Origin of the sequence: Rhizobacter sp. SG703 (genome assembly GCF_012275445.1) — a bacterium.
GTDB lineage: Bacteria > Pseudomonadota > Gammaproteobacteria > Burkholderiales > Burkholderiaceae_C > Rhizobacter.
Genome location: NZ_JAAZQK010000005.1, coordinates 493,687 through 516,628, shown reverse-complemented (window position 1 = coordinate 516,628; position 22,942 = coordinate 493,687). Strand labels below are relative to the sequence as shown.

The 22,942-nt window shown below is 68.0% G+C and carries 19 protein-coding genes; 8 read left to right on the top strand and 11 right to left on the bottom strand.

From position 1 onward, the window contains the following. The first annotated feature begins 47 nt into the window (after nt 1–47). Nucleotides 48–692 (top strand): dihydrofolate reductase family protein, encoded by a 645-nt coding sequence (locus tag FHT26_RS13025; RefSeq protein WP_168560530.1) that lies wholly within the window; start codon nt 48–50, stop codon nt 690–692. A gap of 141 nt (nt 693–833) precedes the next feature. Here the strand turns inward: FHT26_RS13025 and FHT26_RS13020 are convergent, their stop codons facing one another. After that, on the bottom strand, nt 834–1,229 hold the full coding sequence (locus FHT26_RS13020) for a hypothetical protein (RefSeq protein ID WP_168560143.1): 396 nt from the start codon (nt 1,227–1,229) through the stop codon (nt 834–836). A gap of 134 nt (nt 1,230–1,363) precedes the next feature. Here FHT26_RS13020 and FHT26_RS13015 point away from each other — a divergent pair, with 134 nt between their 5' ends. Continuing rightward, nucleotides 1,364–1,981: a CE1 family esterase gene (locus tag FHT26_RS13015; RefSeq protein WP_210427364.1), complete on the top strand. Its 618-nt coding sequence runs from the start codon at nt 1,364–1,366 to the stop codon at nt 1,979–1,981. A gap of 60 nt (nt 1,982–2,041) precedes the next feature. Here FHT26_RS13015 and FHT26_RS13010 read toward each other — a convergent pair whose 3' ends face one another. The 6 genes from FHT26_RS13010 to FHT26_RS12985 all read right to left on the bottom strand — a co-directional run bounded on the left by FHT26_RS13010 (nt 2,042) and on the right by FHT26_RS12985 (nt 8,932). Continuing rightward, nucleotides 2,042–2,380: a PRC-barrel domain-containing protein gene (locus tag FHT26_RS13010; protein WP_168560529.1), complete on the bottom strand. Its 339-nt coding sequence runs from the start codon at nt 2,378–2,380 to the stop codon at nt 2,042–2,044. Between the two features lie 133 nt (nt 2,381–2,513). Then, nucleotides 2,514–3,152: a LysE family translocator gene (locus tag FHT26_RS13005; RefSeq protein ID WP_168560528.1), complete on the bottom strand. Its 639-nt coding sequence runs from the start codon at nt 3,150–3,152 to the stop codon at nt 2,514–2,516. Between the two features lie 79 nt (nt 3,153–3,231). Then, nucleotides 3,232–5,286 (bottom strand): M14 family metallopeptidase, encoded by a 2,055-nt coding sequence (locus FHT26_RS13000; RefSeq protein WP_210427363.1) that lies wholly within the window; start codon nt 5,284–5,286, stop codon nt 3,232–3,234. 1,062 nt (nt 5,287–6,348) lie between these two features. After that, nucleotides 6,349–7,173 (bottom strand): endonuclease, encoded by an 825-nt coding sequence (locus tag FHT26_RS12995; RefSeq protein WP_168560527.1) that lies wholly within the window; start codon nt 7,171–7,173, stop codon nt 6,349–6,351. Further along, nucleotides 7,170–8,444, bottom strand: coding sequence for a DNA cytosine methyltransferase (locus tag FHT26_RS12990; protein ID WP_168560526.1), 1,275 nt, complete (start codon nt 8,442–8,444; stop codon nt 7,170–7,172). The genes FHT26_RS12995 and FHT26_RS12990 overlap by 4 nt, the downstream gene beginning before the upstream one ends. Then, nucleotides 8,441–8,932, bottom strand: a complete 492-nt coding sequence (locus tag FHT26_RS12985) for a DNA mismatch endonuclease Vsr (protein ID WP_168560525.1) — start codon at nt 8,930–8,932, stop codon at nt 8,441–8,443. Before FHT26_RS12985 ends, FHT26_RS12990 begins: the two co-directional genes overlap by 4 nt. Nucleotides 8,933–9,201: 269 nt before the next feature. Here FHT26_RS12985 and FHT26_RS12980 point away from each other — a divergent pair, with 269 nt between their 5' ends. Further along, a complete protein-coding gene (locus FHT26_RS12980) occupies nt 9,202–10,386 on the top strand; it encodes a lipase family protein (RefSeq protein ID WP_168560524.1) in 1,185 nt (394 codons plus the stop codon). Here the strand turns inward: FHT26_RS12980 and FHT26_RS12975 are convergent. Both FHT26_RS12975 and FHT26_RS12970 read right to left on the bottom strand, forming a co-directional pair. Continuing rightward, on the bottom strand, nt 10,338–11,453 hold the full coding sequence (locus FHT26_RS12975) for an AI-2E family transporter (protein WP_168560523.1): 1,116 nt from the start codon (nt 11,451–11,453) through the stop codon (nt 10,338–10,340). The genes FHT26_RS12980 and FHT26_RS12975 overlap by 49 nt on opposite strands. Before the next feature lie 191 nt (nt 11,454–11,644). Beyond that, nucleotides 11,645–12,316, bottom strand: coding sequence for a DUF2236 domain-containing protein (locus tag FHT26_RS12970; protein ID WP_168560522.1), 672 nt, complete (start codon nt 12,314–12,316; stop codon nt 11,645–11,647). A 91-nt stretch (nt 12,317–12,407) separates the two neighbouring features. On the opposite strand from FHT26_RS12970, the gene FHT26_RS12965 reads away from it, so the two are divergent. Both FHT26_RS12965 and FHT26_RS30335 read left to right on the top strand, forming a co-directional pair. Next, nucleotides 12,408–13,598 (top strand): M20 aminoacylase family protein, encoded by a 1,191-nt coding sequence (locus tag FHT26_RS12965; protein ID WP_168560521.1) that lies wholly within the window; start codon nt 12,408–12,410, stop codon nt 13,596–13,598. Continuing rightward, a complete protein-coding gene (locus FHT26_RS30335; protein ID WP_168560520.1) occupies nt 13,599–16,028 on the top strand; it encodes a diaminopropionate ammonia-lyase in 2,430 nt (809 codons plus the stop codon). 769 nt (nt 16,029–16,797) lie between these two features. Here the strand turns inward: FHT26_RS30335 and FHT26_RS12955 are convergent. After that, on the bottom strand, nt 16,798–17,694 hold the full coding sequence (locus FHT26_RS12955) for an NAD(P)-dependent oxidoreductase (protein ID WP_168560519.1): 897 nt from the start codon (nt 17,692–17,694) through the stop codon (nt 16,798–16,800). A 53-nt stretch (nt 17,695–17,747) separates the two neighbouring features. On the opposite strand from FHT26_RS12955, the gene FHT26_RS12950 reads away from it, so the two are divergent. After that, nucleotides 17,748–18,416 carry a GntR family transcriptional regulator gene (locus tag FHT26_RS12950; protein WP_168560518.1) on the top strand — a complete coding sequence of 223 codons (669 nt, stop codon included), beginning with the start codon at nt 17,748–17,750 and terminating at the stop codon, nt 18,414–18,416. Here FHT26_RS12950 and FHT26_RS12945 read toward each other — a convergent pair. Then, a complete protein-coding gene (locus FHT26_RS12945; protein WP_168560517.1) occupies nt 18,404–19,387 on the bottom strand; it encodes an aldo/keto reductase in 984 nt (327 codons plus the stop codon). The two genes, FHT26_RS12950 and FHT26_RS12945, sit on opposite strands and share 13 nt — an antisense overlap. Before the next feature lie 237 nt (nt 19,388–19,624). Between FHT26_RS12945 and FHT26_RS12940 the strand changes: the two genes are divergently transcribed. Together FHT26_RS12940 and FHT26_RS12935 are read left to right on the top strand one after the other, a co-directional pair. After that, complete coding sequence (locus FHT26_RS12940; RefSeq protein WP_168560516.1) at nt 19,625–21,727, top strand: TonB-dependent receptor family protein; 2,103 nt, start codon at nt 19,625–19,627, stop codon at nt 21,725–21,727. Further along, a complete protein-coding gene (locus FHT26_RS12935; protein ID WP_168560515.1) occupies nt 21,727–22,830 on the top strand; it encodes a PepSY-associated TM helix domain-containing protein in 1,104 nt (367 codons plus the stop codon). The genes FHT26_RS12940 and FHT26_RS12935 overlap by 1 nt, the downstream gene beginning before the upstream one ends. The last annotated feature ends 112 nt before the right edge of the window (nt 22,831–22,942 follow it).

Here is a 22,942-nt window from a genome sequence, read left to right as displayed (position 1 = left end):
ATCGCGGTGGTTCGTCGTATAAGGACAACCGCTTTCAGGAGACCCTCATGTCCAGACTCAAGGTAGCTGCGTTCTCGGTATCCCTCGACGGCTTCGGTGCCGGCCCCGACCAGAGCCTGCAGAACCCGCTCGGCGTCGGCGGCGAGACGCTGCACGAATGGTTCTTCGGCACCACGACCTTCCAGGCGATGCTCGGCCAGCCCGGCGGCGAGGCCAACGTCGACGACGGCTTCGCGAAGCGCAGCTTCGAGAACATGGGCGCGTGGATCCTCGGCCGCAACATGTTCGGCCCGGTGCGCGGCCCGTGGCCCGACGACCAGTGGAAGGGCTGGTGGGGCGACACCCCGCCGTACCACGTGCCGGTGTTCGTGCTGACGCACCATGCGCGCGCGCCGCTGGAAATGAAGGGCGGCACGACCTTCCATTTCATCACCGGCGGCATCCATGAAGCGCTGGAGCGCGCACGCGATGCGGCGCAAGGCAAGGACGTGCGCGTCGGCGGGGGCGTGTCGACGATCCGCCAGTACCTGCAGGCCGGGCTGATCGACGAGATGCACCTGGCGATTTCGCCGACGCTGCTGGGGCGTGGTGAATCGTTGCTGGCGGGCATCGACCTGACGGCGCAGGGCTTCCGCTGCACCGAGCACGTCGGCACGCCGAAGGCACTGCACGTGGTGCTGGCCAGGCCCTGACTGCGATCCGGTGACGCCGGCGGCGAGGCGCCGGCTTGCATCCTGTTTCAACAAGCTTCGCGCTCCGCGGCGAATCGTCACCGGGCCGTCAAGTTTGCTGGGTTTACGCCTCGCACAATGACGGCATGACACGCCGACACCTCACCTCCACCCACGCGGCCAGCGCCTTGCTGTGCGCGCTGGTTCTGTCCGCTTGCGGAAGCGGCGATGACTCGGATTCCGCCGCACCTGTGGCGAATGCACCTGCACCGGCACCAGCACCGGCACCAGCGCCCGCACCCGCACCCGCACCCGCACCCGCACCTGCACCTGCACCCGCACCTGCACCTGCACCTGCACCTGCACCTGCACCTGCACCTGCACCTGCACCTGCACCTGCACCTGCACCGGCGCCTGCACCTGCACCGGCGCCTGCACCTGCACCTGCACCGGCGCCCGCACCTGCACCGGCGCCCGCACCTGCACCGGCGCCCGCACCTGCACCTGCACCTGCACCGGCGCCCGCACCTGCACCTGCACCTGCACCGGCGCCCGCACCTTCGAACTTCAGCGCCGGATGCGGCAAAGCCGCCCAGTTTGCAAGTGGCAAATACACGCTGTCTTCAGATGGCGTCACGCGCGAGTTCTGGGTTCGCCTTCCGTCGGGCTACAAGAGCGACAAGGCCTATCCGTTGATCGTCGGGCTCCACTGGCGCGACGGCAGTGCGACGGACGTCTACAACGGCAACAGCTGGGCCAGCGGCAAGCCTTTCTATGGCTTGAAGGAGCTCTACGGCGAGAGCGCGATCTTCGTCGCGCCGGCCGGCCTGGACGCCGGCTGGGCCAACCCGAATGACCGGGACATCCGCTTCATCGGCGCGATGGTCACCCAGCTGAAGCAGGGGCTGTGCACCGACACCAGCCGCACGTTTGCGACCGGCTTCAGCTTCGGCGGAATGATGTCGAACGCGATCGGTTGCCAGATGGGCGACGTCTTCCGCGCCGTGGCACCGATGTCGGGATCCGTCTGGAGCGGCTGCGCCACCTCCTCGAACAAGACCGCGGCGATCCTGTTGCATGCCAAGGAAGATGCCGTCGTCGGCTACCAGTTCGGCGAGGAGGCGCGAGACAAGTACCTGGCCAAGAACAGCTGCACGCAGGCCACCGCCGCGATCGGCACCAACGGCTGCGTGATCTACCAGGGTTGCACCGACAACAAGCCGGTGGCCTGGTGCGGGTATGCCAACGGCGGCCACTGGCCGCCGGGCTTCGCAGCGACGGAAATCAAGTCGTTCTTCGACCGCTTCTGACAAGCCGAGGGCACGGCAAGGCGCCGTGCCCTCGGCCGAGCTTGGCGGCGAGCCGGCCGCTTACCAGCCCACGCCGTAGTAGTCGTACACGCGGCGGCCGTAGTTGTCGTCGTAGGTCGGCTCGTCGTTCTCGGCGTAGCGCGGCGCGCCGTTGAGCTGCGATTCGGACAGCGGCACGACATAGCCGTCGAGGTTGGTGTCGTACTTCAGCATGGCCCACGGCACCGGGTAGCGGTCGGTGCCGACACCGAGGAAGCCGCCGAACTCGAGGGCGGCATAGCGCACCTGGCCGGAGCGCTTGTCGATGATCAGGTCGTCGATCGAACCGAGCTTGTCGCCGTTGCTTGCGTAGACCGCGGTGCCTTCGACCTTGTCGGAAGAGATGACGGGATTGCTCATGAGGGTCTCCTTCACTGCGCTGCCGCCTGCGACATGCCGGCGGCGTGACCTCCATTGGTCCATTCCGGGAGGTCGCGCACCATCGGAGCAGGCGCGGCGCGCCTGTAGGAATCTGCCGTCGGGACTTGTGCGCTCAGGCGGCCTTGCTGCGCAGGCCCAGAAGACTCAGGCCGAGCAGCACGAAGCTACCGCCGAACGCGCGGTTCAACCACCGGGCGCGGTGCGGTGCGGCGAGCCGGCCCTTCACGCTGCGCGCGAGCAGCACGTAGACCGCATGCGCGAAGACCGCGCAGCCGGCGAAGGTGACGGTGAGCACGGCGAACTGCTGCGCAGCGCCGGCACCGGCCTTCATGAACTGCGGGAACAGCGCGGTGAAGAACAGGATGGCCTTCGGGTTGGTCAGCGCCACGGTGAGGCCGTTGCCGAACAGCCGCCAGGCCGGTGTGCCGGCCCGCGCCTGGGTGCTGGACGGCTCGGCGAACATCGCGCCGCCGCTGCGCCATTGCCGGATGCCGAGGTAGACGAGGTAGCCGGCGCCGAGCAGCTTCAACACCAGGAAGGCGGTGGCCGAGGTCTGCAGCACCACGCCGAGCCCGGCGGTGGCGGCGGTGGACACCAGCAGCAACCCGACCGCATTGCCGAGCGAGCTGATCATCGCGCGGGCCGGCCCGACACCGATCGAGTTGGACACCGCCAGCAGCACGGCCGGGCCGGGCGTGAAGGTGACGAACAGCGAGACGAGGAGGAAGGCGAGCCAGTCGGAGAGGGCCATGGGGCGGGGCGGAGGAATGAAGCGGGTCCGCCGATGGTAGCGGCGGACCCTGACCCTCACATCGCTGGCCGAGCGACTTCTACCAGTTGAACCCCAGCGTATACGTCCCGTTCGTCGCGCCGGTGCCGCCGCTGTAGAACTTCACGCGCACGTAGCGTGCCGACGCAGTGGTGCCGGTGTTGCTGACACTCGCCGAATCGACCACGCCCACGCTCTTCTCGCTCGCGGCCAGCTGGGTGCCGGACGCGTTGTAGATGTAGAGGTCGTAGTCGCTCGTTGCGTTGGGCGTCAGCGTCGCGGTCAGCGTCTTGCCGGCCGGCAGGTTCACCAGGAAGTAGTCGCCATCCGTCGACGAACCCATCGCGCCGTTCCACGTGCCGGCCGCCGCCACCGTGTTGGCGGTGCCGATGTTGTCGTTCGGTTCGGTCTCGTTGTTGCCCGGCGTGACCACGCTCGCGATCTTCAGGAACTGCGCCGTCACCGGACCCCACTGCCCCGACGACACCTTGGCGCGCACGAACACCAGGTGCTTGCCCAGCGACAGGCCGGTGGTGGCCAGCGTGCCGCTCAACGACTCGGTGGTCTGGTTGAAGCTGCCGTCGGTGGCCGTCAGCGGAATGGCCGTGGCACCGGCCACCCACGGCGGGGTGTCGATGTAGGCCTCGCCGCCGGTCACGTTGAGCGTGGGCTCGGTGCCGTTGCTCTGGTTGAAGCGGGTGTCGGTGGCCGATGCCGTCAGCGACACCGGCGTGCCGGCGAGCACGCCGCCGCCGCTCGCGTCGCTGCCGAGCGTCACCGAGGTCACGTCGGCCCCCGCGGGGATCTGGTACGGCGCGCGCACCACCTTGGCGGCGTAGATCAGCGCCGGCAGGTTCGCCGGCTTCGTCGTGTTGTTGTAGGTGGTGCAGCTCTCGAAGAAGCTGGAGCCCAGCTCGATCGTGTAGGCCGCCACGCCGAGCTCGCCGTAGCTCGGGCCGTCGCTGGTGCCGTCGGTCGCGTAGAGGCCGATCGACTGCTCCGGCGTGTAGCCGTTGAAGTACGCGAGGCGGCGGCCCAGCGTCTGCAGCGCGGTGGCGTTGGCCGTCGGCGTCGACGTGGTGCCCCACGGCCACAGCACCAGCTGGCTGTAGCTGTGCACGTCGATGTGGATGCCCATCGTGTCGACCGGCGCGCCGTCACCCGGGTTCGGGCCGCGGCGGTCGGGGAAGATGCTGCGGATGTAGTTCTGCACCGCCTGCGTCTCGGGTTCGGAGCCGGCCGATGCGCCCCGGTAGGTGAGGTCGCACTGGTTGCCGCTGGAGCCCGAACCGCCGGTGCTGTTCCAGCCGAACGTGAAGTTGCGGTTCAGGTCGGCGCCGCGGGTGTTGCTGGTGGCGCCGCAGTAGGCAGTGTTGGTGTTCTTGCGCCACGAGAGCCCGCCTTCGGCCTTCTTGCGGCCGTCGGGGTTGGTCTGCAGCAGCAGGTGCACCTCGTGGTGGTCGACGATCCAGGTGGCGTCGGGGTTGGTGCCGTAGCCGTTGAGCAGCCAGCGCGCGAACTCCAGGTTCAGCGGCGCGGTGGTGTATTCGCGGGCGTGGATCGCGCTGTTGACGAACAGCTTGGGCTTGGTGCCGCCGACGGCGCTGTTGGTGATCTTCAGCACCCGCATGTCGTAGCCGCCGGAGCCGACGGTCTTCTGCCAGGAGTCGCCGATGTCGATCCAGCTGGCGAGCGTCGGATAGGTGGTGGTGAAGGCCGATGCGGCGGAGAAGGTTTCTTCGACCGTTTCGTAGCAGCTGTAGCCGGGGATGGACTGGATGGTGGCGTCGCCAGCGGCAGCGCTGGTGATGCCGGTGCTGCCATCGGTGCTGGCGCCGGTGGTGCGGCTCCGGGCGTCGGCGGCGGCCTGGATGGCGGCCAGGAAGTCGTTGCGGCGCTGGATGAACTCGGGCGCGTTCTCGATGCGGAAGCCGAAGCTGCGCAGCGCGGCGATGTCGGCCGCTTCGAGTTCGAGGACGAGGAAGCCCTGTTCGTAGTTGGATTCGAGCAGGTTGGCGTGGAAGGTGACGGCGGCCTTGCGCAGCATGGCTGCGTCGGGGTAGAAGGCCTTGTAGATGTTGGTGCGCTGCTTTTCCTGTTGTCGCAACAGGCGCATTTCGGAGGCGGTGTCTTGTGGGGTGGCCACCTGGCCGGGCAGGCGTGTGGCGGAGGTCGACGGTGTGGACTGCTGAGACTGCTGTGAGAAGGCTGACGGTACTGCGAAAACTGCAAGGAACAACGCGGCAAGTGCCGCCCGCGGTTGCGGACGTACGTTGGTCATGGAACGCTCCCTTGTGGTTTACGGTACCAGCCCAGCTGCGTGGGCTGGATCGGCGCGCGCTCTCGAACGGGGATCGACCCATCGGAGCGCCGAATGATTCTGGGGGACTTCCCCTGGCGCGGCGATGGGGGTAACAAGATGAACAGGGTTATTTATTGGGTGTTGGCAATTGCCGCGTGTTGCGGTAATTCGCGTGCGTGCGAAGGGGATGCGGCGCAATGGGCGAAGGAGTTCGCGGCGTTGCGGGCGGTGCGGGGGCACTTTGAGGGCGGGGCGTGGAACGCGGACGTCGACCGGTGGCAGGGGCGAAAGCATCGAGTGATGCAGTGCCTGGTTGATGGGTTGTCGGCGCCGGGGACGGGGGTGGCGCGGGTGGTGGAGTTGATGGGGGAGCCGGATGCGCGGGTGGGGTGCCCGTCGGCGGAGTGCGAGGGGGTGGCTCGGCTGATGGAGGTGCGCGACGGAGGTGCGCGGTCAGTTCCCGCGGCTGGGCAGCTTTGGGTTTACCGATGGCGCGGGGCGCACGATCGTTTGGTGTTCACCGTCATGGACGGGAAGGTGTCTGGCGTGGGTTGGGCGTTGGCGTTGGAGTGATCCGCTTCGTCACGACAACTAACGCTGCTCTCACACCGCAGAATCTCGCATCGCGCGCCCTCGGCGTCAGGCACACTCAGGTAAGCGGCAGTTGTAGCAAGAACTCGCGACGGCTCACGTCATATGAAACTTCGCCGCGCACAATGAGCGCATCGAGAGTACAGAATGTGCGAGTCTGGGTTAGGCCAGTTGCTTCGATCAGCCCTCGTTTCGTCAACGGCCCGCGGCTCAAGGCGCGCTTTACGCGCACGAGATCTGCTTCACGCGGCGGCAGATCGCCACGGTAGAAGCGGGGCGGCAGATTCATGACCTATAGGCCGAGATTTCGTCTTTGTCGAGATCTCGGGCCGGAACAAGCTTGTAGTGCCGCTCTTCAACTATCTTCAGTTCGAGAAGTTCCTCATCTTCGATCTTGAGTTCGAAAAGAGCGATCTGTTCAGCGCTAACAAATTGCGCCGAGATAGCCTTGCACCGCAATTCAGGAAATTCCTGCTTGCACCACTTGATGTCTTGCTCCGTTTGAACGATGGAAATCTGATCAGTCCCGCCTTTGGCTTGCACAGGAATAATGTAGTGGCAACCGTGCTTGTCGATTCCGATGTACAGCTCGTCGATCTCGATCTGCCCGAGTTCGGCGACGGTCGTGCGCAGATGATTCTGTAGCGAGTACGTTGTCAAACCAAGGAAGATGTCGATCAGCCGGTTGTATCGAACCTTGGCTAGCAGCGCCTGCTCGTCGTCGAGGGGATAACGCATGATGATTTCGGGCGTGTTGTCCGGAATCTTGATCGTCGCCAATGTCTTGTTCGGAACAATGCGATTGGCCCTCGCCAACCGAAAGCGATACTTGCCGCGGCCTGCCAGTTGAATGATCCACTCTCGCCCTTCGGGTTGTGTTTCGATCACTCTAGAAGGAAGAGCCGCGCGAAAACGAAATGCGTAGATGACGTCGCCGAGATTGTCGGGCAGCTTTAAGTCCAGCACCTTCGCAGCGTCCTTGATGTCGGCTCGTTCGAACTCGAGCTTAGTGGCACCGTCGCTAAATTTGTCGAAGAAAACCTTCTCGATCAATGAATCGTATCGGGTCGGATTGCGGCCTCCCGTCGCCTTTATTGAGACCCGCGTCATGCCGCCATCTCTTCCTGCTCAGGTTCGAACAAATCCGGTGTGTTCCGATCTTGCCTCGTCCGCTGCGGAATGACATGTCGCGAAACGCCGAACATTGAAGCAGCATCGAACATCGAAATGGAGAGCAGACTTTCATCCCCCAACTCTAAGAGTTCTACCGGCTTACTTGGCTTCTTGCCGAGCGCCTTGACAATTTCGCTTCCGACAGCGCGAGCCAACATTGGAGGCACGCTGTTTCCGATTTGACGAAAGCCATGCCATTTGGTGGCATGAAAGCGAAACCAATCTGGATAGGAATGCAACCTAGCGGCTTCGCGCACAGTAATCACTCGTGGATACACCGGGTGGATGGGTCTTGGCGACGTAAATGCCCCTCTATCGCTTGCCGTGCCCGCACGAAGCGTGTTGCATAGTCCGTTCGGATCAAGCTTTTTAAAGCGACTGATTGGCTCGACATCACCTTGTGCCGTAGCCGCAAAGCGATCGCGAGAAAGTTTCGTATGCTCCGTCAGGGCGGAAGAAGTCAGCAAGCTTGGATCGAATTTCCGACGATAGCTAAAGTCCGACGCGTCATCGGCCTTACCGCGCAATACAGCAGCATAGGAAGACGATTTGCCAAATTTTGCTTTGGTCCAGTCGCGCTCCCACAGAGCAGAAAGCGATTCGGCGTCTGGAAGATCCCCAATAGCATCCTTTACCGTAGTTTTTCCGATAGGAACTGGATAGTCGGGCAGCTTCAGTCCCGCACGAGCACCCATTAAAAATAGACGTCGACGATCTTGCGGTACGCCGTAGTCCGCAGCATTGAGCACTTTGTAGTCGACCTTAACGTCATAGCCACCCGCCGCAAACGCTTCGATGATCTCCTGCAGGAAGCGCCGATGTTTACCAAGCGTTAGACCCTTCACATTCTCAAAAACGAAGTACTTCGGGTTCAGTTCCAACACAATGCGAACAAAGTGATAGACCAACTGATTGCGAGGATCGTCCAACGCTCGCTTTCCCATCATGGAAAAGCCTTGGCAAGGTGCGCCACCTACAACGACATCCAAGTCCTTGCGTCCGATGCCAGCACGCTTACGCAGCTCGTCTCCCGTCACGTCGATCACGCTCTTACAAACGGTCGCACAACGAGGGAAGTTGAATTTGTGCGCAGCGCTGTGGATCGGATCGATTTCCACAGCTGCGACCATGTCGAAACCAGCCTGTTCGAAGCCGAGACTGAGCCCTCCGGCACCGGCAAAGAGATCGATTCCGATAGGGCGAGTCATGTGCGGTTCCTGTTGAGCGAGAGGTTCGATTCCGGCGACGGAGGGTACGCGAAAACGATCGCGTTGTCGATCGTTTTTTTTGGTGTATTGAGGAACACTTCGAGCCATGTTTCGAGCGCCGCCGAGTCGGCCAATCCGCATTGCCAAACAACGCCAACGGTCCACCCAGCTTCCGACAGTGCAGCCTCCTTTCGTCCGTCGCGGAGTCTGTTTGCCTCGATCTTCGGCCCCCAGTAGTCGAGCTTGGATTTCGGCAAGCGACCTATGCGGCATCCATGCCCATGCCAAAAGCAGCCGTGAACAAAGAGGACAGATTTCCGACTCGCGAAGACGATGTCAGGCGTACCCGGCAAGTCTTTGCGATGGAGTCGATAGCGGTAGCCGAGTCGATGCAAAAGCGAGCGCACGACAAGCTCGGGCTTCGTATCCTTGCCCCTAATTTTCTTCATCAAGCGGCTCCGCCGCTCAACATCAAGACGATCAGCCACGAAATCCTAGTGGATGAAGCCGCTCTTCACGCGTGCGCGGGATCAGCCGCGACGCCTCTGATGGCAGTGTCCCTCAGCGCGCTATCGACGCAGTGGGCCGCTGACTGTCCATTCCGGACGTTGCCCTTGCCCGGAGATAGGGAAAGAATTCTAGCCAATGCGTTCAGGGAAGTCGGTCAGGCGGGCTTTCCCCAGATGCCTATCTCTCGGGCCAGCGCTGTCGCGTAAGCGAAGCCGTGCGACAAGTGCCCGGACGCAAAATCATCCTCATGCGTCGCGTGTCGTCTTTCCCGTTGGTCGTCATTGCGGCCTCCCTGATCCTCCTCGCCACCGCCTGGTCCCTCACCCTCCCCACCACCCCCGACCCCTTCTACAGCGCCACCCACCGCGCCCCCTACCGCCCCGGCACGCTGCTGCGCCAGGAGCCCTTCACCCGCGGCGTGCCAGCAGGCGCCGTCGCGTGGCGCATCCTCCACGCCACCACGCGTGACGACGGCTCCCCCGCCCTCGCCAGCGCCATCGTGATGGTCGCGCGCCACGCACCCGCCGGCCCGCGCCCGGTCGTCGCGTGGATGCACGCCAGCACCGGCATCGTACGCGGCTGCGCGCCATCGCTGCTCGGCGATCCGTTCGCCCATGTGCCCGCGCTGCAGCCGCTGCTGGACCAGGGCTGGGTCTTCGTCGCCACCGACTACCTGGGCCTGGGCGCCGACGGCATCCACCCCTACCTGGTCGGCACCGGCCAGGCCCGCTCCGCGCTCGATGCGGTGCGGGCCGCACGGCAGATGGCGGGCGTGGCGCTGTCCGATCGCACCGTCGTCTGGGGCCATTCGCAAGGCGGCAACGCGGCGCTGTGGGCCGGCACCCTCGCGCCCACCTATTCGCCCGACGTGCCGCTGGATGGCATCGCCGCCATCGCGCCGGCCAGCCACCTGCCGGCGCTGGTCGACGGCGTGCAGCACACCCCCATCGGCCGCATCACCTCGTCGTACCTGCTGCAGGCCTACAGCGACACCTATGGCGACGTGAGCTTCGACGCCTACGCGCACGGCTGGCCGGCGCGGGTGGCGCGCGACATCGCGTCGCGCTGCCTCGCAGGCCGCGGGGCCTGGTTCACCGCGCTCGAGGCGTTGGCCGCCGGCGGCAGCATCTTCTCGGCGCCACCCACCAGCGGCCCGCTGGGGCAGCGGCTCGCGCAGAACACGCCGGTCGGGCCGTGGCCGCAGCCGGTGCTGGTCGCGCAGGGGCTGGCCGATGCACTGGTGCTGCCTGAGCTGCAGTCGCGCTTCGTCGCCGCGCGGTGCCGGGCGGGGCAAGCGATCGACTACCGGCGGTATGCGGGGCGGGATCACTTGTCGGTAGTGGCGGCGGATTCGCCGTTGACGCCGGACCTGGTGGCATGGACTCAGCTGCGCTTCGCAGGCGCCTCGGCGGACGCGGCTTGTCGCGGTTGACCGCCCAGCCTCCCCCGCCACACCTCCAGCAACGCCACCCCCATCGCCAACGCCAGCGGCCCGATCACCAGCCCCGTCGCGCCGAACGCGACCAGCCCGCCGACGATCGCGATGAACGCCGGCAGCGTGTGCAGCCGCAGCTGCCGCCCGATCAGCACCGGGTACAGCAGGTTGTCGACCAGCGCGACGACGACCGACCCCCACAGCGTGAGGATCAGCGCCTTCTCCCAGCTGCCCTCCAGCAGCAGCAGCCCCGCCGCCGGGATCCAAACGATGGCCGCGCCCAGCACCGGCAGCATCGACAGCACGAACATCACCAGCCCCCACAGCATCGGCGCCGGCAGCCCGAGCCACCAGAACATCAGCCCGCCCAGCAGCCCCTGCAGCGCCGCGATGGCCACCGTGCCGAGCACGCTGGCCCGCACCACCTCGGCCACGCGCTTGAAGATGCGGCTCGTCTCGCGCGGCGTCAGCGGCAGCATGCTGCGCAGGTAACGCAGCGCCAGCTCGCGGTCGCGCAGCAGGTAGAACAGCGCGAAGAAAGTGACGAGCAGCTGCACGCTGCCCCACATCGAGCCGGTCAGGAACCCCTGCAGCCGCGGCGCCAGGTGCCGGGCCATCTCGTCGCTCGACGGCATCTGCTTCGTCGCCCAGGTCACGGCGCGGGCGAGCGTCGGGCGGTCGCGCACCAGGTCGTCGACGCGTTGGCGCACTTCGTCGGAGCGCAGGTGCTCCCAGCCGTCGCGCGCCTTGTCGATCATCAGCGGGGCGATGGCGATGGTGGGTATCAGCAGCACGGCCACCAGCAGCGCGGTCGTCAGGCCGGCGCTCAGGTTCGGGTGCTTCACGTACTTGGCGACGCGCTGGTGCAGGTTGGTGGCGACGATGGCCAGGGCGATGGCCCACACGAGGGCGGAGACGAAGGGCTCGGTCATTTGCCAGCACAGAACCAGCACGATGACCGTGATGACGGCGAGCGCGATCAGCGAGACGCGGCTGCGGGTCAGCCCGCCTTGCGACGAGGCATCGGCGGTGTCTTCAGGGGTGTCGGCATCATGGCGATTCATTCAGGCCGCGGGCAATCGGTGTTCCCGACACGCACTCGATATGCAAGACCCGTTCGGACTGAGCTTGTCGAAGGCCCTCTTCGCTGCGGAGGCAACCCTTCGACGGACGGACCCTCGACAGGCTCGGTCCCTGCTCAGGGCGAACGGGTTGTGCGCGGATGGGTGCTGCGCGGACGAGGGGCATGAGCGGGTCAACGGGAAGTGGGTGAGCCGACGAGTACAGCCACCCATCGGTTCGCTTCCCTCAACCCCAGCACCTTGTGCACTCGCGGCTCCATCGTCGCCAACATGCCCTGCCTGAACGCCCAGCGCGTGCCCCACGGCACCGTCAGCTTCACCACATCCCGCAGGCACATGCGCGCCAGGCGCTCGCCTTCGGGCGTTCGAGCCATGCAGCGCCCTTCGTAGTCGCGCTGCAGCTGCTGCCACTGCGGCAGCGACTCGGGCAGGTCCGTCATCCCCATCTCGCGCCCCACGCGCTGCCAGAAGGCCAGCAGCAGCGCCGTCTCGTGCGCCTCCAGCGTCACCCGCGCATGCGCCGCGTTCCAGCGCAGCGGCTCCAGGAAGAACGTGGCCAGCACATAGCGATAGTCGCTCGCATCGGCCGGCACGTTGCGGTGCACGTCGCGCAGCCGCTGCATCGCCGCGCGGCCGGCGTCGCTGTCGAAGCCGTGGCAGATCAGGTCGCGCAGCGTCTGCCGCGTGCGGGCCAGCCGGGCCTGCGTCTGCGACACCAGCTGCGCATGCCCGTACAGCGCCGTCACCAGGTGCGCGATGCCCATCATGCGGATCAGCGCCAGGTAAGTGCCGATGCGAAACGTCATCCGGTGCCGGCCGTAGTACAGCGCCTCGATCTCGGTCATGTCCAGGGTTCATCAGGTGAGCGGTCCCCGCATTCTCGGCCCGCGGGTCGTGTCCAATGCAGAACGCACCCGTTCCGCGCAGGAGCACGCCATGTCCGCCCCATCCGTCACGTCAGCCACCGAGTTCGAAGCCCAGCTGCAGAGCTGGCGCCACCACCTGCACCGCCATCCCGAGACCGGCTTCCACGAGCACCGCACCGCCGACCACGTCGCCCGCGTGCTCGAACTGCTGGGCCTCGAGGTGCGGCGCGGCATCGGCGGCACCGGCGTGGTGGGCACGTTGACGGTGGGCCGCGGCCGCGGCGCGATCGGCCTGCGTGCCGACATGGACGCCCTCGCCCTCACCGAAGGCGCCGAAGGCCGCGCCCACGCGTCGCTGAACCCCGGCTGCATGCACGCCTGCGGGCACGACGGCCACATGGCGATGCTGCTCGGCGCCGCACAGCTGCTCGCGCAGCGGCGCGATTTCGACGGCACGGTGCGCTTCATCTTCCAGCCGGCCGAAGAGCACGGGCGCGGTGCGGCCGCGATGATGGCCGACGGGCTGCTCGAGCGCTTCCCGGTCGACGAGATCTACGGCGCGCACAACATGCCGGGCCTGCCGGTCGGCCACATCGCCACGCGCGTCGGCGGCATCATGGCCAGCGAAGACAACTTCGTGATCCGCATCACCGGTCGCGGCGGCCACGCGGCCCGGCCGCACATGGCGGTCGACCCGCTGGTGATCGGCGCCGAGATCGTGCTGGCGCTGCAGACCATCGTCGCGCGCTCGGTCGACCCCGGCCAGCCGGCGGTCGTCTCGTGCACCGAGTTCATCACCGACGGCATCCGCAACGCGCTGCCGACGCACGTCACGATCAAGGGCGACACCCGCAGCTACGCGCCCGAGGTGCAGGCGCTGCTCGCGCGCCGCATCCGCGAGGTGTGCGAAGGCATCTGCAGCGCGCACGGTGCGCGCTGCGAGGTCGACTACACGCACGAGTTCGCGCCGACGGTGAACTGGGCGCAGTGCGTACCGGTCGCGGTGGCCGCAGCCGCCGAGGTGGTGGGCGCCGACCGCATCGACGACGATGTCGCGCCGATGATGATCTCGGAAGACTTCGGCGCCTTCCTGCGCGTGCTGCCCGGCGCCTTCGTCTTCATCGGCAACGGCGATGGCGACAGCCCCGGCGCGGTGCCGCTGCACAACGCGCGCTACGACTTCAACGACGCGCTGCTGCCGATCGGCGCGCGCTGGTTTGCCGAGATCGTGCGCCAGCGCCTGCCGCGCGAGGAGGCCTGAATGCCGTTGTTCATCAACCCGCGGGCCGAACGCCGGCCGTACGACGCCGAGTTGCAGGCGATCCTGAACGTGGCATCGGGGCGCGAGGGCCGTCGCTGGCTGCGCGCCTGGCCGCTGCTGACCCCGGGCGCAACGCCGCTGTGGCCGCTGCCGCGGCTGGCCGCACAGCTGGGCATCGCCCATCTCGCGGTGAAAGATGAATCGACACGCTCGCCGCTCGGCAGCTTCAAGGCGCTGGGCGCGCCGCTCGCGCTGCTGCGGCTGGTCCTGCGGCGCTGGCCCGATCGCGGCTGGCGACCGGCGGATCTGCTGGCCGGGCAGCATGCGGATGCGCTGCGCGAGCTGGTGGTGATCAGCGCGATCGACGGCAACCACGGCCGGGCGCTCGCGGCCGCGGCGCAGTCCCTCGGCTGCCGCTGCGTGATCGTGCTGCATGCGCAGGTCAGCGCCGAGCGCGAGGCGCCGATCGCGGCCTGCGGTGCCGAGATCGTGCGCATCGCCGGCGACTACGACGCGTCGGTGCGAGAAGCCGCGCGGCTGGCACAGGCGCACGGCTGGACGGTCGTCTCCGACACCTCGTACGACGGCTACGAAGCGATCCCGCGCGACGTGATGCAGGGCTACGGCACGATCGCCGACGAGGTGCTGGAGACCGGTGGCGCGCCGTTCACGCACGTCATCGTGCAAGGCGGCGTCGGCGGGCTCGCGGCCGGTGTCGTCAGCCATTTCTGGGAGCGCTTCGGCGCGCAGCGGCCGGCGTTCATCGTCGTCGAGCCGGCGCAGGCGGATTGCCTGCTGCAGAGCGCGCGCCGCGGCACGCCGGCGCGTGCCAGCGGGTCGGTCGATTCGGTGATGGCCGGGCTGGCCTGTGGCGAGACCTCGCCGCTCGCATGGCGCTTCCTGCAACCGTCCGTCGAGGCCTTCGTCACGGTGGACGACGACGCGGCGGTGCAGGCGATGCGCATGCTCGCCGAAGGCCGCGCCGGCGATGTGCCGGTGCTCGCCGGCGAATCCGGCGCAGCCGGGCTGGCGGGGTTGAGGGCCGCGCTGGCCGATCGCGAGGCGGCGCGACAACTCGGCCTGGATGAGCACGCCCGCGTGCTGCTGCTGAACACCGAAGGCGCGACGGCGCCGGGCGTCTACGAATCGCTCACCGGCCAGTCGGCCGATGCGGTGCTGGCGGCGCAGAGCGCGTGGCGCGCCCGCGATGGCATCGACGAGGCCGCGCTGATCGCGCGCATCGAGCAGCACGGCCGCATCGGCGCGATCGACGGCGGTGGCGTCTGCCGCATCGCGCTGACCGATGCCGACCGCGCCGGCCGCGAGCAGCTGGTGCAGTGGATGAAGGACGCGAATCTCGACGTGCAGGTCGACCAGATCGGCAACATCTTCGGCACGCGCGCCGGCACGCACGACCTGGCGCCGGTGATGACCGGCTCGCACATCGACACCGTCGCCACCGGCGGCCGCTACGACGGCATCTACGGTGTGATGGCCGGGTTGGAGGTCATCCACTGGCTCGACGCGCACGGCGTGCGCACGCGCCGCCCGCTGGTGGTGGCCGCCTTCACGAACGAGGAAGGCGTGCGCTTCATGCCCGACATGATGGGCTCGCTGGTGCATGCCGGCGGGCTGCCGCTGCAGCAGGCGCTCGACACCATTGGCACCGACGGTGCGCGGCTCGGCGACGAGCTGCGGCGCATCGGCTTTGCCGGCACGATGCGCTGCGGCACGCTGCGCCCGCATGCCTTCGTCGAACTGCACATCGAGCAGGGGCCGGTGCTGGAGGCCGAGGGCATTTCCATCGGCGCGGTGCACGACCTGCAGGGCATCTCGTGGCAGTCGTTCGCGATCCAGGGGCAGTCGAACCATGCGGGCACCACGCCGATGCACCTGCGCCACGACGCCGGCTACTGCGCGGCGGCCCTCGCGGTGTTCGTGCGCGGGCTGGCGCTGCGCTTCGGCGGGCCGCAGGTCGGCACGGTCGGCGCGATCGACCTGCATCCGAACCTGGTCAACGTGATCGCATCGAGGGCGACGGTCACGGTGGACCTGCGCCACACCGACGAAGCGCTGCTGCAACGGGCCGAGGCCGAGCTGGCGGGCTTCGTGCAGCGGCTGGCGTTCGAGCAGGGTGTGACGATCACCGCGACCTCGCTGGCGCGCTTCGAGCCGGTGCGCTTCGACGAGCGGCTGGTCGGCTGCATCGAGCAGGCGGCGGCGGCGCGCGGGTTGACGCAGCGGCGCATCACGTCGGGCGCGGGGCACGACGCGCAGATGATCGCGCGCATCGCGCCGTCGGCGATGATCTTCGTGCCGAGCCGCGGCGGCATCAGCCACAACCCGCGGGAGTTCACCGCACCGTCGCAGTTGCGCGACGGGGCGAACGTGCTGCTCGACGTGCTGCGTGCGCTGGCCGATGAGGCTTGACCTCACCTATTCGCCCTGAGCAAGACCCGTTCGCCCTGAGCAGGGACTGAGCTTGTCGAAGGCCCGCCCGTCGAAGGGTTGTATCCGGAGCGCGCGGGACTTCGACGAGCTCAGTCCGAACGGCGTCATGCGAACGGGCCAACGTCGTCACGCGAACAGGCCCTTCGACAGGCTCAGGGCGAACGGGGGTGATGGCGCTGCCCGAAACGGGCGTGGAGGGGCTGCCCGAAACGGGGGTGGAGGGGCTGCCTGTCCAACGGGCGTGGAGGGGCTGCCTGTCCATTGCTGCACCGGGGTCGTCCCCGTGACCGCGCAGCCCCCCCGTTCGCCCTGAGCAGGGACTGAGCTTGTCGAAGGCCCGCCCGTCGAAGGGTTGCTGTCGAGGCGCGCAAGGACTTCGACAAGCTCAGTCCGAACGGTGTCATGCGAACGAGCCAACGGTGTCACGCGAACGGGCCCTTCGACAGGCTCAGGGCGAACGGGTTGATGGCGGGTGGAGGCGCTGCCCGAAACGCGGGTGGAGGGGCTGCCTGTCCATTGCTGCACCGGGGTCGTCCCCGTGACCGCGCAGCCCCCCCGTTCGCCCTGAGCAGGGACTGAGCTTGTCGAAGGCCCGCCCGTCGAAGGGTTGTATCCGGAGCGCGCGGGACTTCGACAAGCTCAGTCCGAACGGCGCCATGCGAACCGACCCTTCGACAAGCTCAGGGCGAACGGGGGGAGTTGGCGAACGGAGGGAGTCGGCAAACGGGGGAGTACGCGAACGAAGGAGTCAGCGCGGCACCAGCCTCGTCCCAGTGACTTGCTCCTGCGCCTCGACCAGCGACGGCACGAACTTCGCGCCGTGCCCGAGCGCGCTCGCGAGCGTCAGCGACTGGTGCACCGCCTCGCCCAGCCAGGCCGGCACCGTCAGGCTCTCGGCCAGGTGGGTGTAATAGCGCAAATCCTTGCGCGCGTTGTCGAGCTCGAACGACAAGCCCTTCACATCGCCCTGCAGCGTCTTCGCCATCGCCTGGAACAGCCCCGAGTTGACCGCGCCGACCGTCGTCACCGCCACCAGCTGCCCCAGGTCCACCCCGGCGCGCCGGCCGACCGCAAAGGCCTCGGCCGTCGACGTGCAGATGGCCTGCGCCATGAAGTTGTAGAGCAGCTTGACGACATGCCCCGCGCCCGGCGGCCCGACGTGGTGCAGGTTCTCGGCGAAGCAGCGCAGCCACGGCTCGATGCGCGCGAAATCGGCCTGCTCGGCACCCACCATCACGGTCAGCCGGCCGGCCTCGGCATCGGCCGCCGAACGCGCGAGCGGAGCATCGACCAGCAGCACCTGCTGCGCGGCACAGCGCTCGCGCAACGCCGCAGTCGACGCTGGCTCGCTGGTCGAGCAATCGATGACCACCAGCCCCGGCTTCGGCCGCGCCAGCAGCCCGCGGTCGCCGGCGAACAGCCCTTCGACCTGCGGCGTGCCGGTGACGCAGATGAACACCGCGTCGCAGCGCGCCGCCAGCTCGGCCGGCGAATCGGCCTGCACCGCGCCACGCTCGAGCAGGTCGGCCACGCGCTCGCGGTTGCGGTGCACCGTGAGGTGCAGCGCATGGCCCTTCAGCTGCAGGTTCTTCGCCATGCCGTGGCCCATCAGGCCGCTGGCGCCGATGAATCCGATGTTGCTCATGCGGTGATCTCCTCGTGATGTGTTGGCAAGAGTGTTGGCAGAATCTGCGGCTCATGACCCGCCGCACCGAGCCCCCGCCGCTGCCTGTCGAAGCGCAGGACGTCGCGCGGCTGCTCGGCGAAGACATCATCTTCGGCCGGCTCGCGCCCGGCAGCCGGCTGGTCGAAGACCCGCTGATGGCGCGCTTCGGCGCCACGCGCCACGGCGTGCGCCAGGCGCTGGCCGAGCTGGAGCGCATCGGCATCGTGGTGCGCGAGAAGAACAAGGGCGCCAGCGTGCGCGCGCTGGCCGCCACCGAGGTGCGGCAGATCTACGAGGTGCGCGAGCTGCTGCAGCGGCAGGCGGCGCTGCGCATTCCGCTGCCGGCCGATGCCGCGCTGGTGTCGGCGCTCGAAGCGCTGCAGCGGCAGTTCGTCGCGGCGCTGCGGGCCGGCGACCACGGCACGGTGCACCGCATCAACGACGAGTTCCACCTGACGCTGTTCGGCGGCTGCGGCAACCCGTACCTGATCGGCTCGATCCGCCACTACATGTGGCTGAGCCTGCCGGTTCGCGCCCAGCGCACCGCGGCCGCCGGCCATGCGGAAGCCGCGGCCGACGAGCACCTCGAAATGATCCGGTTGCTGAAGGGCCACGACAACGCGGCGCTCGCGGAGTTGTGCGTGGCGCATCTGCAGCTCGCGAAGCGGGACTATCTGGAGAACGCCGATCACCAGCGGTGATGGACTTGCGCTTTGGCGTGCTTCTCGTAGATGGCGTCGACGGCCTGCAGCGTCGCCGACGACAAGGCCGGCAGGTCCGCCGCTCGCATGTTCTCCTCGATCTGCGCCGGCCGGCGTCCGCCCGGGATTGCGCAGGTCACCGCCTGCTGCATCAGGATCCAGCGCAGCGCGAACTGCGCGAGCGTCTGGCCGGCCGGCACCAGCGGGCGCAGCGCCTCCACCGCGTCGAGCCCGCTCGCATAGTCGAGCCCCGAGAAAGTCTCGCCCTTGTCGAACGCGGCCCCCTCGCGGTTGAAGCTGCGGTGGTCGTCGGCGGCGAACTGCGTCTGCCGCGAGAGCCCGCCCGACAGCAGCCCCGACGACAGCGGCAGCCGCGCGAGGATGCCGACGCGGCGCGCCAGCGTCTCGCGGAACAGCAGCTCGGCCGGGCGCTGGCGGAAGATGTTGTAGACGATCTGCACCGACTGCACGCCGGGGAAGTCGATCGCCTTCAGCGCCTCCTCGACCTTCTCGACGCTGACGCCGTAGTGGCGCAGCTTGCCGGCGCGCACCAGGTCGTCGAGCACGCCGAACACCTCGGGCATGTAGTACACCGGCGTCGGCGGGCAGTGCAGCTGCAGCAGGTCGAGCGCGTCGGTGTCGAGGTTGCGCAGGCTGCGCTCGACGAACGCGGTCAGGTTCTCGCGGGTATAGCCCTCGGCCACGTGCGGGCTCAGCCGCCGCCCGGCCTTGGTCGCGACGTAGAACGGCTCGCTGCGCTCCTTGCGCAGCCGCGCGATCAGCCGCTCGCTGTGGCCGTCGCCATAGACATCGGCGGTGTCGAAGAAGTTGACGCCGAGGTCGAGCGCGCGGTGCAGCGCGGCCATCGATTCGTCGTCGTTCACCTGGCCCCAGGTGCCGCCGATGGCCCAGGCGCCGAAGCTGATCGTGGACACCTTCCAGCCGGTGCGGCCGAGTTCGCGGTAATGCATGGAGACTGCCTTCAGGAATGGGATTGCGATTATCGATAATTCTGGCGCAGCTGGCCAAGGGCCAATTGCGAACCCTTCTCATCGCGGGGTCGCCGCGATTTATCATGCGCGGCTGGACGGCAGTCGTCCTTCGCCCCCTCAATCGCCAGCCACCGCGGCCGCGCATGGAAGCGCCTCCATGCCGCGCATCGCCAGCCAGCACAAGTGCCCGCAACAGGGCATCGGAGTTTGTTTCCCATGGCAGTTCCCTCCCTTTCCCGGCCGCTGACGGCCGTCGCGCTCGCGATCGCGTCATGGCCCGCCGCGCTGCACGCACAGCAGGCCGATGTGCCTGAAGCCACACAAAAAGCCGCCCCCGAGGTCACGCTCGAACCGGTGCAGATCAGCGGCAACTGGCTGGGCAGCGGCCTGCAGAACAGCGTGAAGAGCTTCGCCGGCGCCCGCACCGTGGTGCAGAAGAGCGAGATCGAGCAGAGCGGCGCGGCGTCGATCGGCGACGCGCTGCGGCGCATCCCCGGCGTGCAGGCGACCGAGAACTCCGGCACCGCCGGCAGCGCGATCTCGCTGAACATCGGCGTGCGCGGGCTGACCGGCCGCTACTCGCCGCGCTCCACCGTGCTGCTCGACGGCATTCCGCTGGCGGTCGCGCCCTACGGCCAGCCGCAGCTGTCGTTCGCGCCGGTGAGCCTGAACAACATCGAATCGGTCGACGTCGTGCGCGGCGGCGGCGCGGTGCGCTACGGCCCGCAGAACGTCGGCGGCATCATCAACTTCAACACCCGCCCGATCCCGGCGACCGACACGCTGAGCGGCGATGCAACGGTGCGCTACAACGACTTCAGCGAGGGCGGCGGGCACAACACGCAGTACAGCCTGTTCCTCGGCCGCGAGCTCGACAACGGGCTCGGCCTCGCGCTGCTGTACGCGGGCCTGGACGGCAGCGAATGGCGCGCCGGCAGCGACGAGAAGGTGAACGACCTGGCCATCAAGTTCCGCCAGCCGCTCGAAGGCAAGGCGGAGGTCCACGGCAAGGTCTCGTACTACGACGTCACGTCGCGCACGCCCGGCGGCCTGACGCCCGACCAGTACGACGCCGACCCGTTCCAGAACACCCGGCCGACCGACTACTGGAGCGGCATGCGCAAGGGCATCGACCTCGGCTACCTGAACCCGCTGTCGTCGACCCAAGAGGCCGAGGTGCGGCTCTACTACAACGAGAGCTCGCGCACGAGCGTGCTGGTCCCCATCGGCGGGTTTTCGCTGACGCACCAGCCGCGCAACTACCGCGTGCTGGGTCTCGAACCTCGCTACACGCAGCGCCTGGCGTTCGGCACGGTCGCGCACGACGTGACAGTCGGCTACCGGTTCGTCCGCGAACGAGGCAACGACAACCAGTTCTCCGAGAGCCGGATCAGCGGCGAAGTGACCGGCGCCTCCAGATTCGAGAACAAGACCGACGCCCACGCGGTGTACGTCGACGACCGCATCGCGCTCGGCAGCTGGCGCATCACGCCGGGCGTGCGCTTCGAGCACATCGGCTCCCGGCGCATCAACGACGCCGGCGACAGCTTCGACGTCGACAACGACAAGGCGCTGCCGTCGTTGAACGTGGCCTGGCTGGTGACCGACACGTGGACGCTGTTCGGCAACTACAACACCTCGTTCGGCCCGGTGCAGAACATCCAGCTGAACTCGCAATCGGCCGACAATCCGCTGAAGCCGGAAGTGGCGAAGACCTTCGAGCTCGGCACGCGCTGGAAGAGCGCGACGCTGAGCGCCGAACTGACGGCCTTCCGCCTGCGCTTCGACAACCAGATCCAGCAGCTTCCGGGCATCACGCCTGCAAAGTTCGCGAACGTCGGCGAGACCAGGCACGATGGCATCGAGACCGCGATCGACTACCGCTTCGACAAGGACAGCGCGCTCGCCGGCCTGAACGTCTTCGCGAACTACACGCACACGCGGGCGCTGCAGGATTCGGGCAGCACGGCCGGCAAGGAGCTGCCGTTCTATTCGCAGGACACCGACACCGTCGGCGCACGCTACGTGCTGGGCGCGTGGGCCTTCAACCTGTCGACCACGCACCAGAGCTCGCAGTTCTCGGACAACGCGAACACCTGGGCCGAAACGGCCACCGGCGGCAACGGCCTCGTCCCCGGCTACCGGTTGTGGAATGCGCAAGTGGGCTGGAAGCTGCCGACCGCCACCGCGATCGACCTGCAGCTTGGCGTCAACAACCTGGCCGACAAGCGCTACTACACGCGCAACGTCGACGGCAACGCCGGCCGCATGGTGGGCGCGCCGCGCACCACCTACGTGCAGGCGCGCGTGGCGTTCTGATGGCCATCGCCGCGCAACCGACCTCTCGGCGGCAGGGCCTGCGCCGCGTGTGGCTGCGGCTGCACCGCTGGCTCGGGCTCAGCGTCGGCTGGGTGCTGGCGCTGGTCGGCCTGCTGGGCGCGGTGCTGGTCGTCGCGCAGCCGGTCGACCGCTGGGCGCACCCGAACCTGTTCAAGGCCGAGGCCCGCGGTGCGCAGGCCGTCGCGCTGGAGCCGATCCGCCAGCGGCTGGTGGCCGAGTTCGGCAGCACCAGCACCTTCACCTTCCGCCCGCCGCGCGCGGCCGACGACACGCTGTGGGTGCTGGTGCGCGCCAAGCGCTGGAGCGGTACGGTCTATGTCGACCCGGCCACCGGCCGCGAGCAGGGCCGGCGCGGCGACAGCGAGGGCTTCGTCGGCTTCGCGTTCAAGCTGCACAGCTCGCTGCTGCTGCAGGACACCGGCAAGGCGCTGCTCGCCTGCGGCGCACTGGTCTACCTGGCGATGCTGGTCACCGGCGCGGTGCTGTGGTGGCCGCGCCGCTGGCCGCCGTCGTGGCGCATCGAGCTGCGCCAGGGCGTGCTGCGCGGGTTGTTCGACCTGCACCGCACCGGCGGCGTGCTGATGGGGCTGGTGATCGCGGTCTCGGTGGCGAGCGGGGCCTACATGGCCTGGCGGCCGCTCGGCGAGGCCGTCAGCTGGCTGGCCGGCGCGAAGACCACCGGTGCGCCGACGCTGCCGAAGGACGCCGCGGGCGGCACGCCGGCGACGGTCGACGAGATGGTCGCGCAGGCCAAGCAGCGCTTCCCGTCGGACCCGATCGGCTACCTGCAGCTGCCCGGTGCGTCCGACCGCCCGGTGCGGGTGCGCATGATGCTGCCGGACGATCCGCACCCGAACGGCCTGACCAACGTCTGGCTGCACCCGCGCACCGGCGAGGTGGTGGGCGTGCAGCGCTGGAGCGAGCTGGACCCCGGCGCGCGCGCCGTGGCCTGGGTCTACCCGCTGCACATCGGCGAGCTCGGCGGCCTGCCGCAGCAGGTGCTGACCTTCTTCAGCGGCCTGGCGTTCGGCGGCCTCGGGCTGACCGGCGTGTGGCTGTGGTGGCGCCGCCGGCCAGCGTAGCCCACCGCGCTTCATTGCGTGACACAGGCGCACGCGTCATCACGCGTCATCACGTGTCCGTGCCGTTTGTCTGAGCAAGCGCGGCGCGTTCTGCATTCTTCCTGCAGAACTG

Excerpts from the sequence above, each read along its gene's own strand:
- FHT26_RS12945 (WP_168560517.1), bottom strand. The coding sequence starts at position 19,387 with ATGCATTACCGCGAACTCGGCCGCACCGGCTGGAAGGTGTCCACGATC.
- FHT26_RS12990 (WP_168560526.1), bottom strand. The coding sequence starts at position 8,444 with ATGACTCGCCCTATCGGAATCGATCTCTTTGCCGGTGCCGGAGGGCTC.
- FHT26_RS13000 (WP_210427363.1), bottom strand. The coding sequence starts at position 5,286 with ATGCGCCTGTTGCGACAACAGGAAAAGCAGCGCACCAACATCTACAAG.
- FHT26_RS12965 (WP_168560521.1), top strand. The coding sequence starts at position 12,408 with ATGTCCGCCCCATCCGTCACGTCAGCCACCGAGTTCGAAGCCCAGCTG.
- FHT26_RS30335 (WP_168560520.1), top strand. The coding sequence starts at position 13,599 with ATGCCGTTGTTCATCAACCCGCGGGCCGAACGCCGGCCGTACGACGCC.
- FHT26_RS12970 (WP_168560522.1), bottom strand. The coding sequence starts at position 12,316 with ATGACCGAGATCGAGGCGCTGTACTACGGCCGGCACCGGATGACGTTT.
- FHT26_RS12955 (WP_168560519.1), bottom strand. The coding sequence starts at position 17,694 with ATGAGCAACATCGGATTCATCGGCGCCAGCGGCCTGATGGGCCACGGC.
- FHT26_RS12975 (WP_168560523.1), bottom strand. The coding sequence starts at position 11,453 with ATGAATCGCCATGATGCCGACACCCCTGAAGACACCGCCGATGCCTCG.
- FHT26_RS12940 (WP_168560516.1), top strand. The coding sequence starts at position 19,625 with ATGGCAGTTCCCTCCCTTTCCCGGCCGCTGACGGCCGTCGCGCTCGCG.
- FHT26_RS13010 (WP_168560529.1), bottom strand. The coding sequence starts at position 2,380 with ATGAGCAATCCCGTCATCTCTTCCGACAAGGTCGAAGGCACCGCGGTC.
- FHT26_RS12995 (WP_168560527.1), bottom strand. The coding sequence starts at position 7,173 with ATGACGCGGGTCTCAATAAAGGCGACGGGAGGCCGCAATCCGACCCGA.
- FHT26_RS12980 (WP_168560524.1), top strand. The coding sequence starts at position 9,202 with ATGCGTCGCGTGTCGTCTTTCCCGTTGGTCGTCATTGCGGCCTCCCTG.
- FHT26_RS12935 (WP_168560515.1), top strand. The coding sequence starts at position 21,727 with ATGGCCATCGCCGCGCAACCGACCTCTCGGCGGCAGGGCCTGCGCCGC.
- FHT26_RS13005 (WP_168560528.1), bottom strand. The coding sequence starts at position 3,152 with ATGGCCCTCTCCGACTGGCTCGCCTTCCTCCTCGTCTCGCTGTTCGTC.
- FHT26_RS13025 (WP_168560530.1), top strand. The coding sequence starts at position 48 with ATGTCCAGACTCAAGGTAGCTGCGTTCTCGGTATCCCTCGACGGCTTC.
- FHT26_RS12950 (WP_168560518.1), top strand. The coding sequence starts at position 17,748 with ATGACCCGCCGCACCGAGCCCCCGCCGCTGCCTGTCGAAGCGCAGGAC.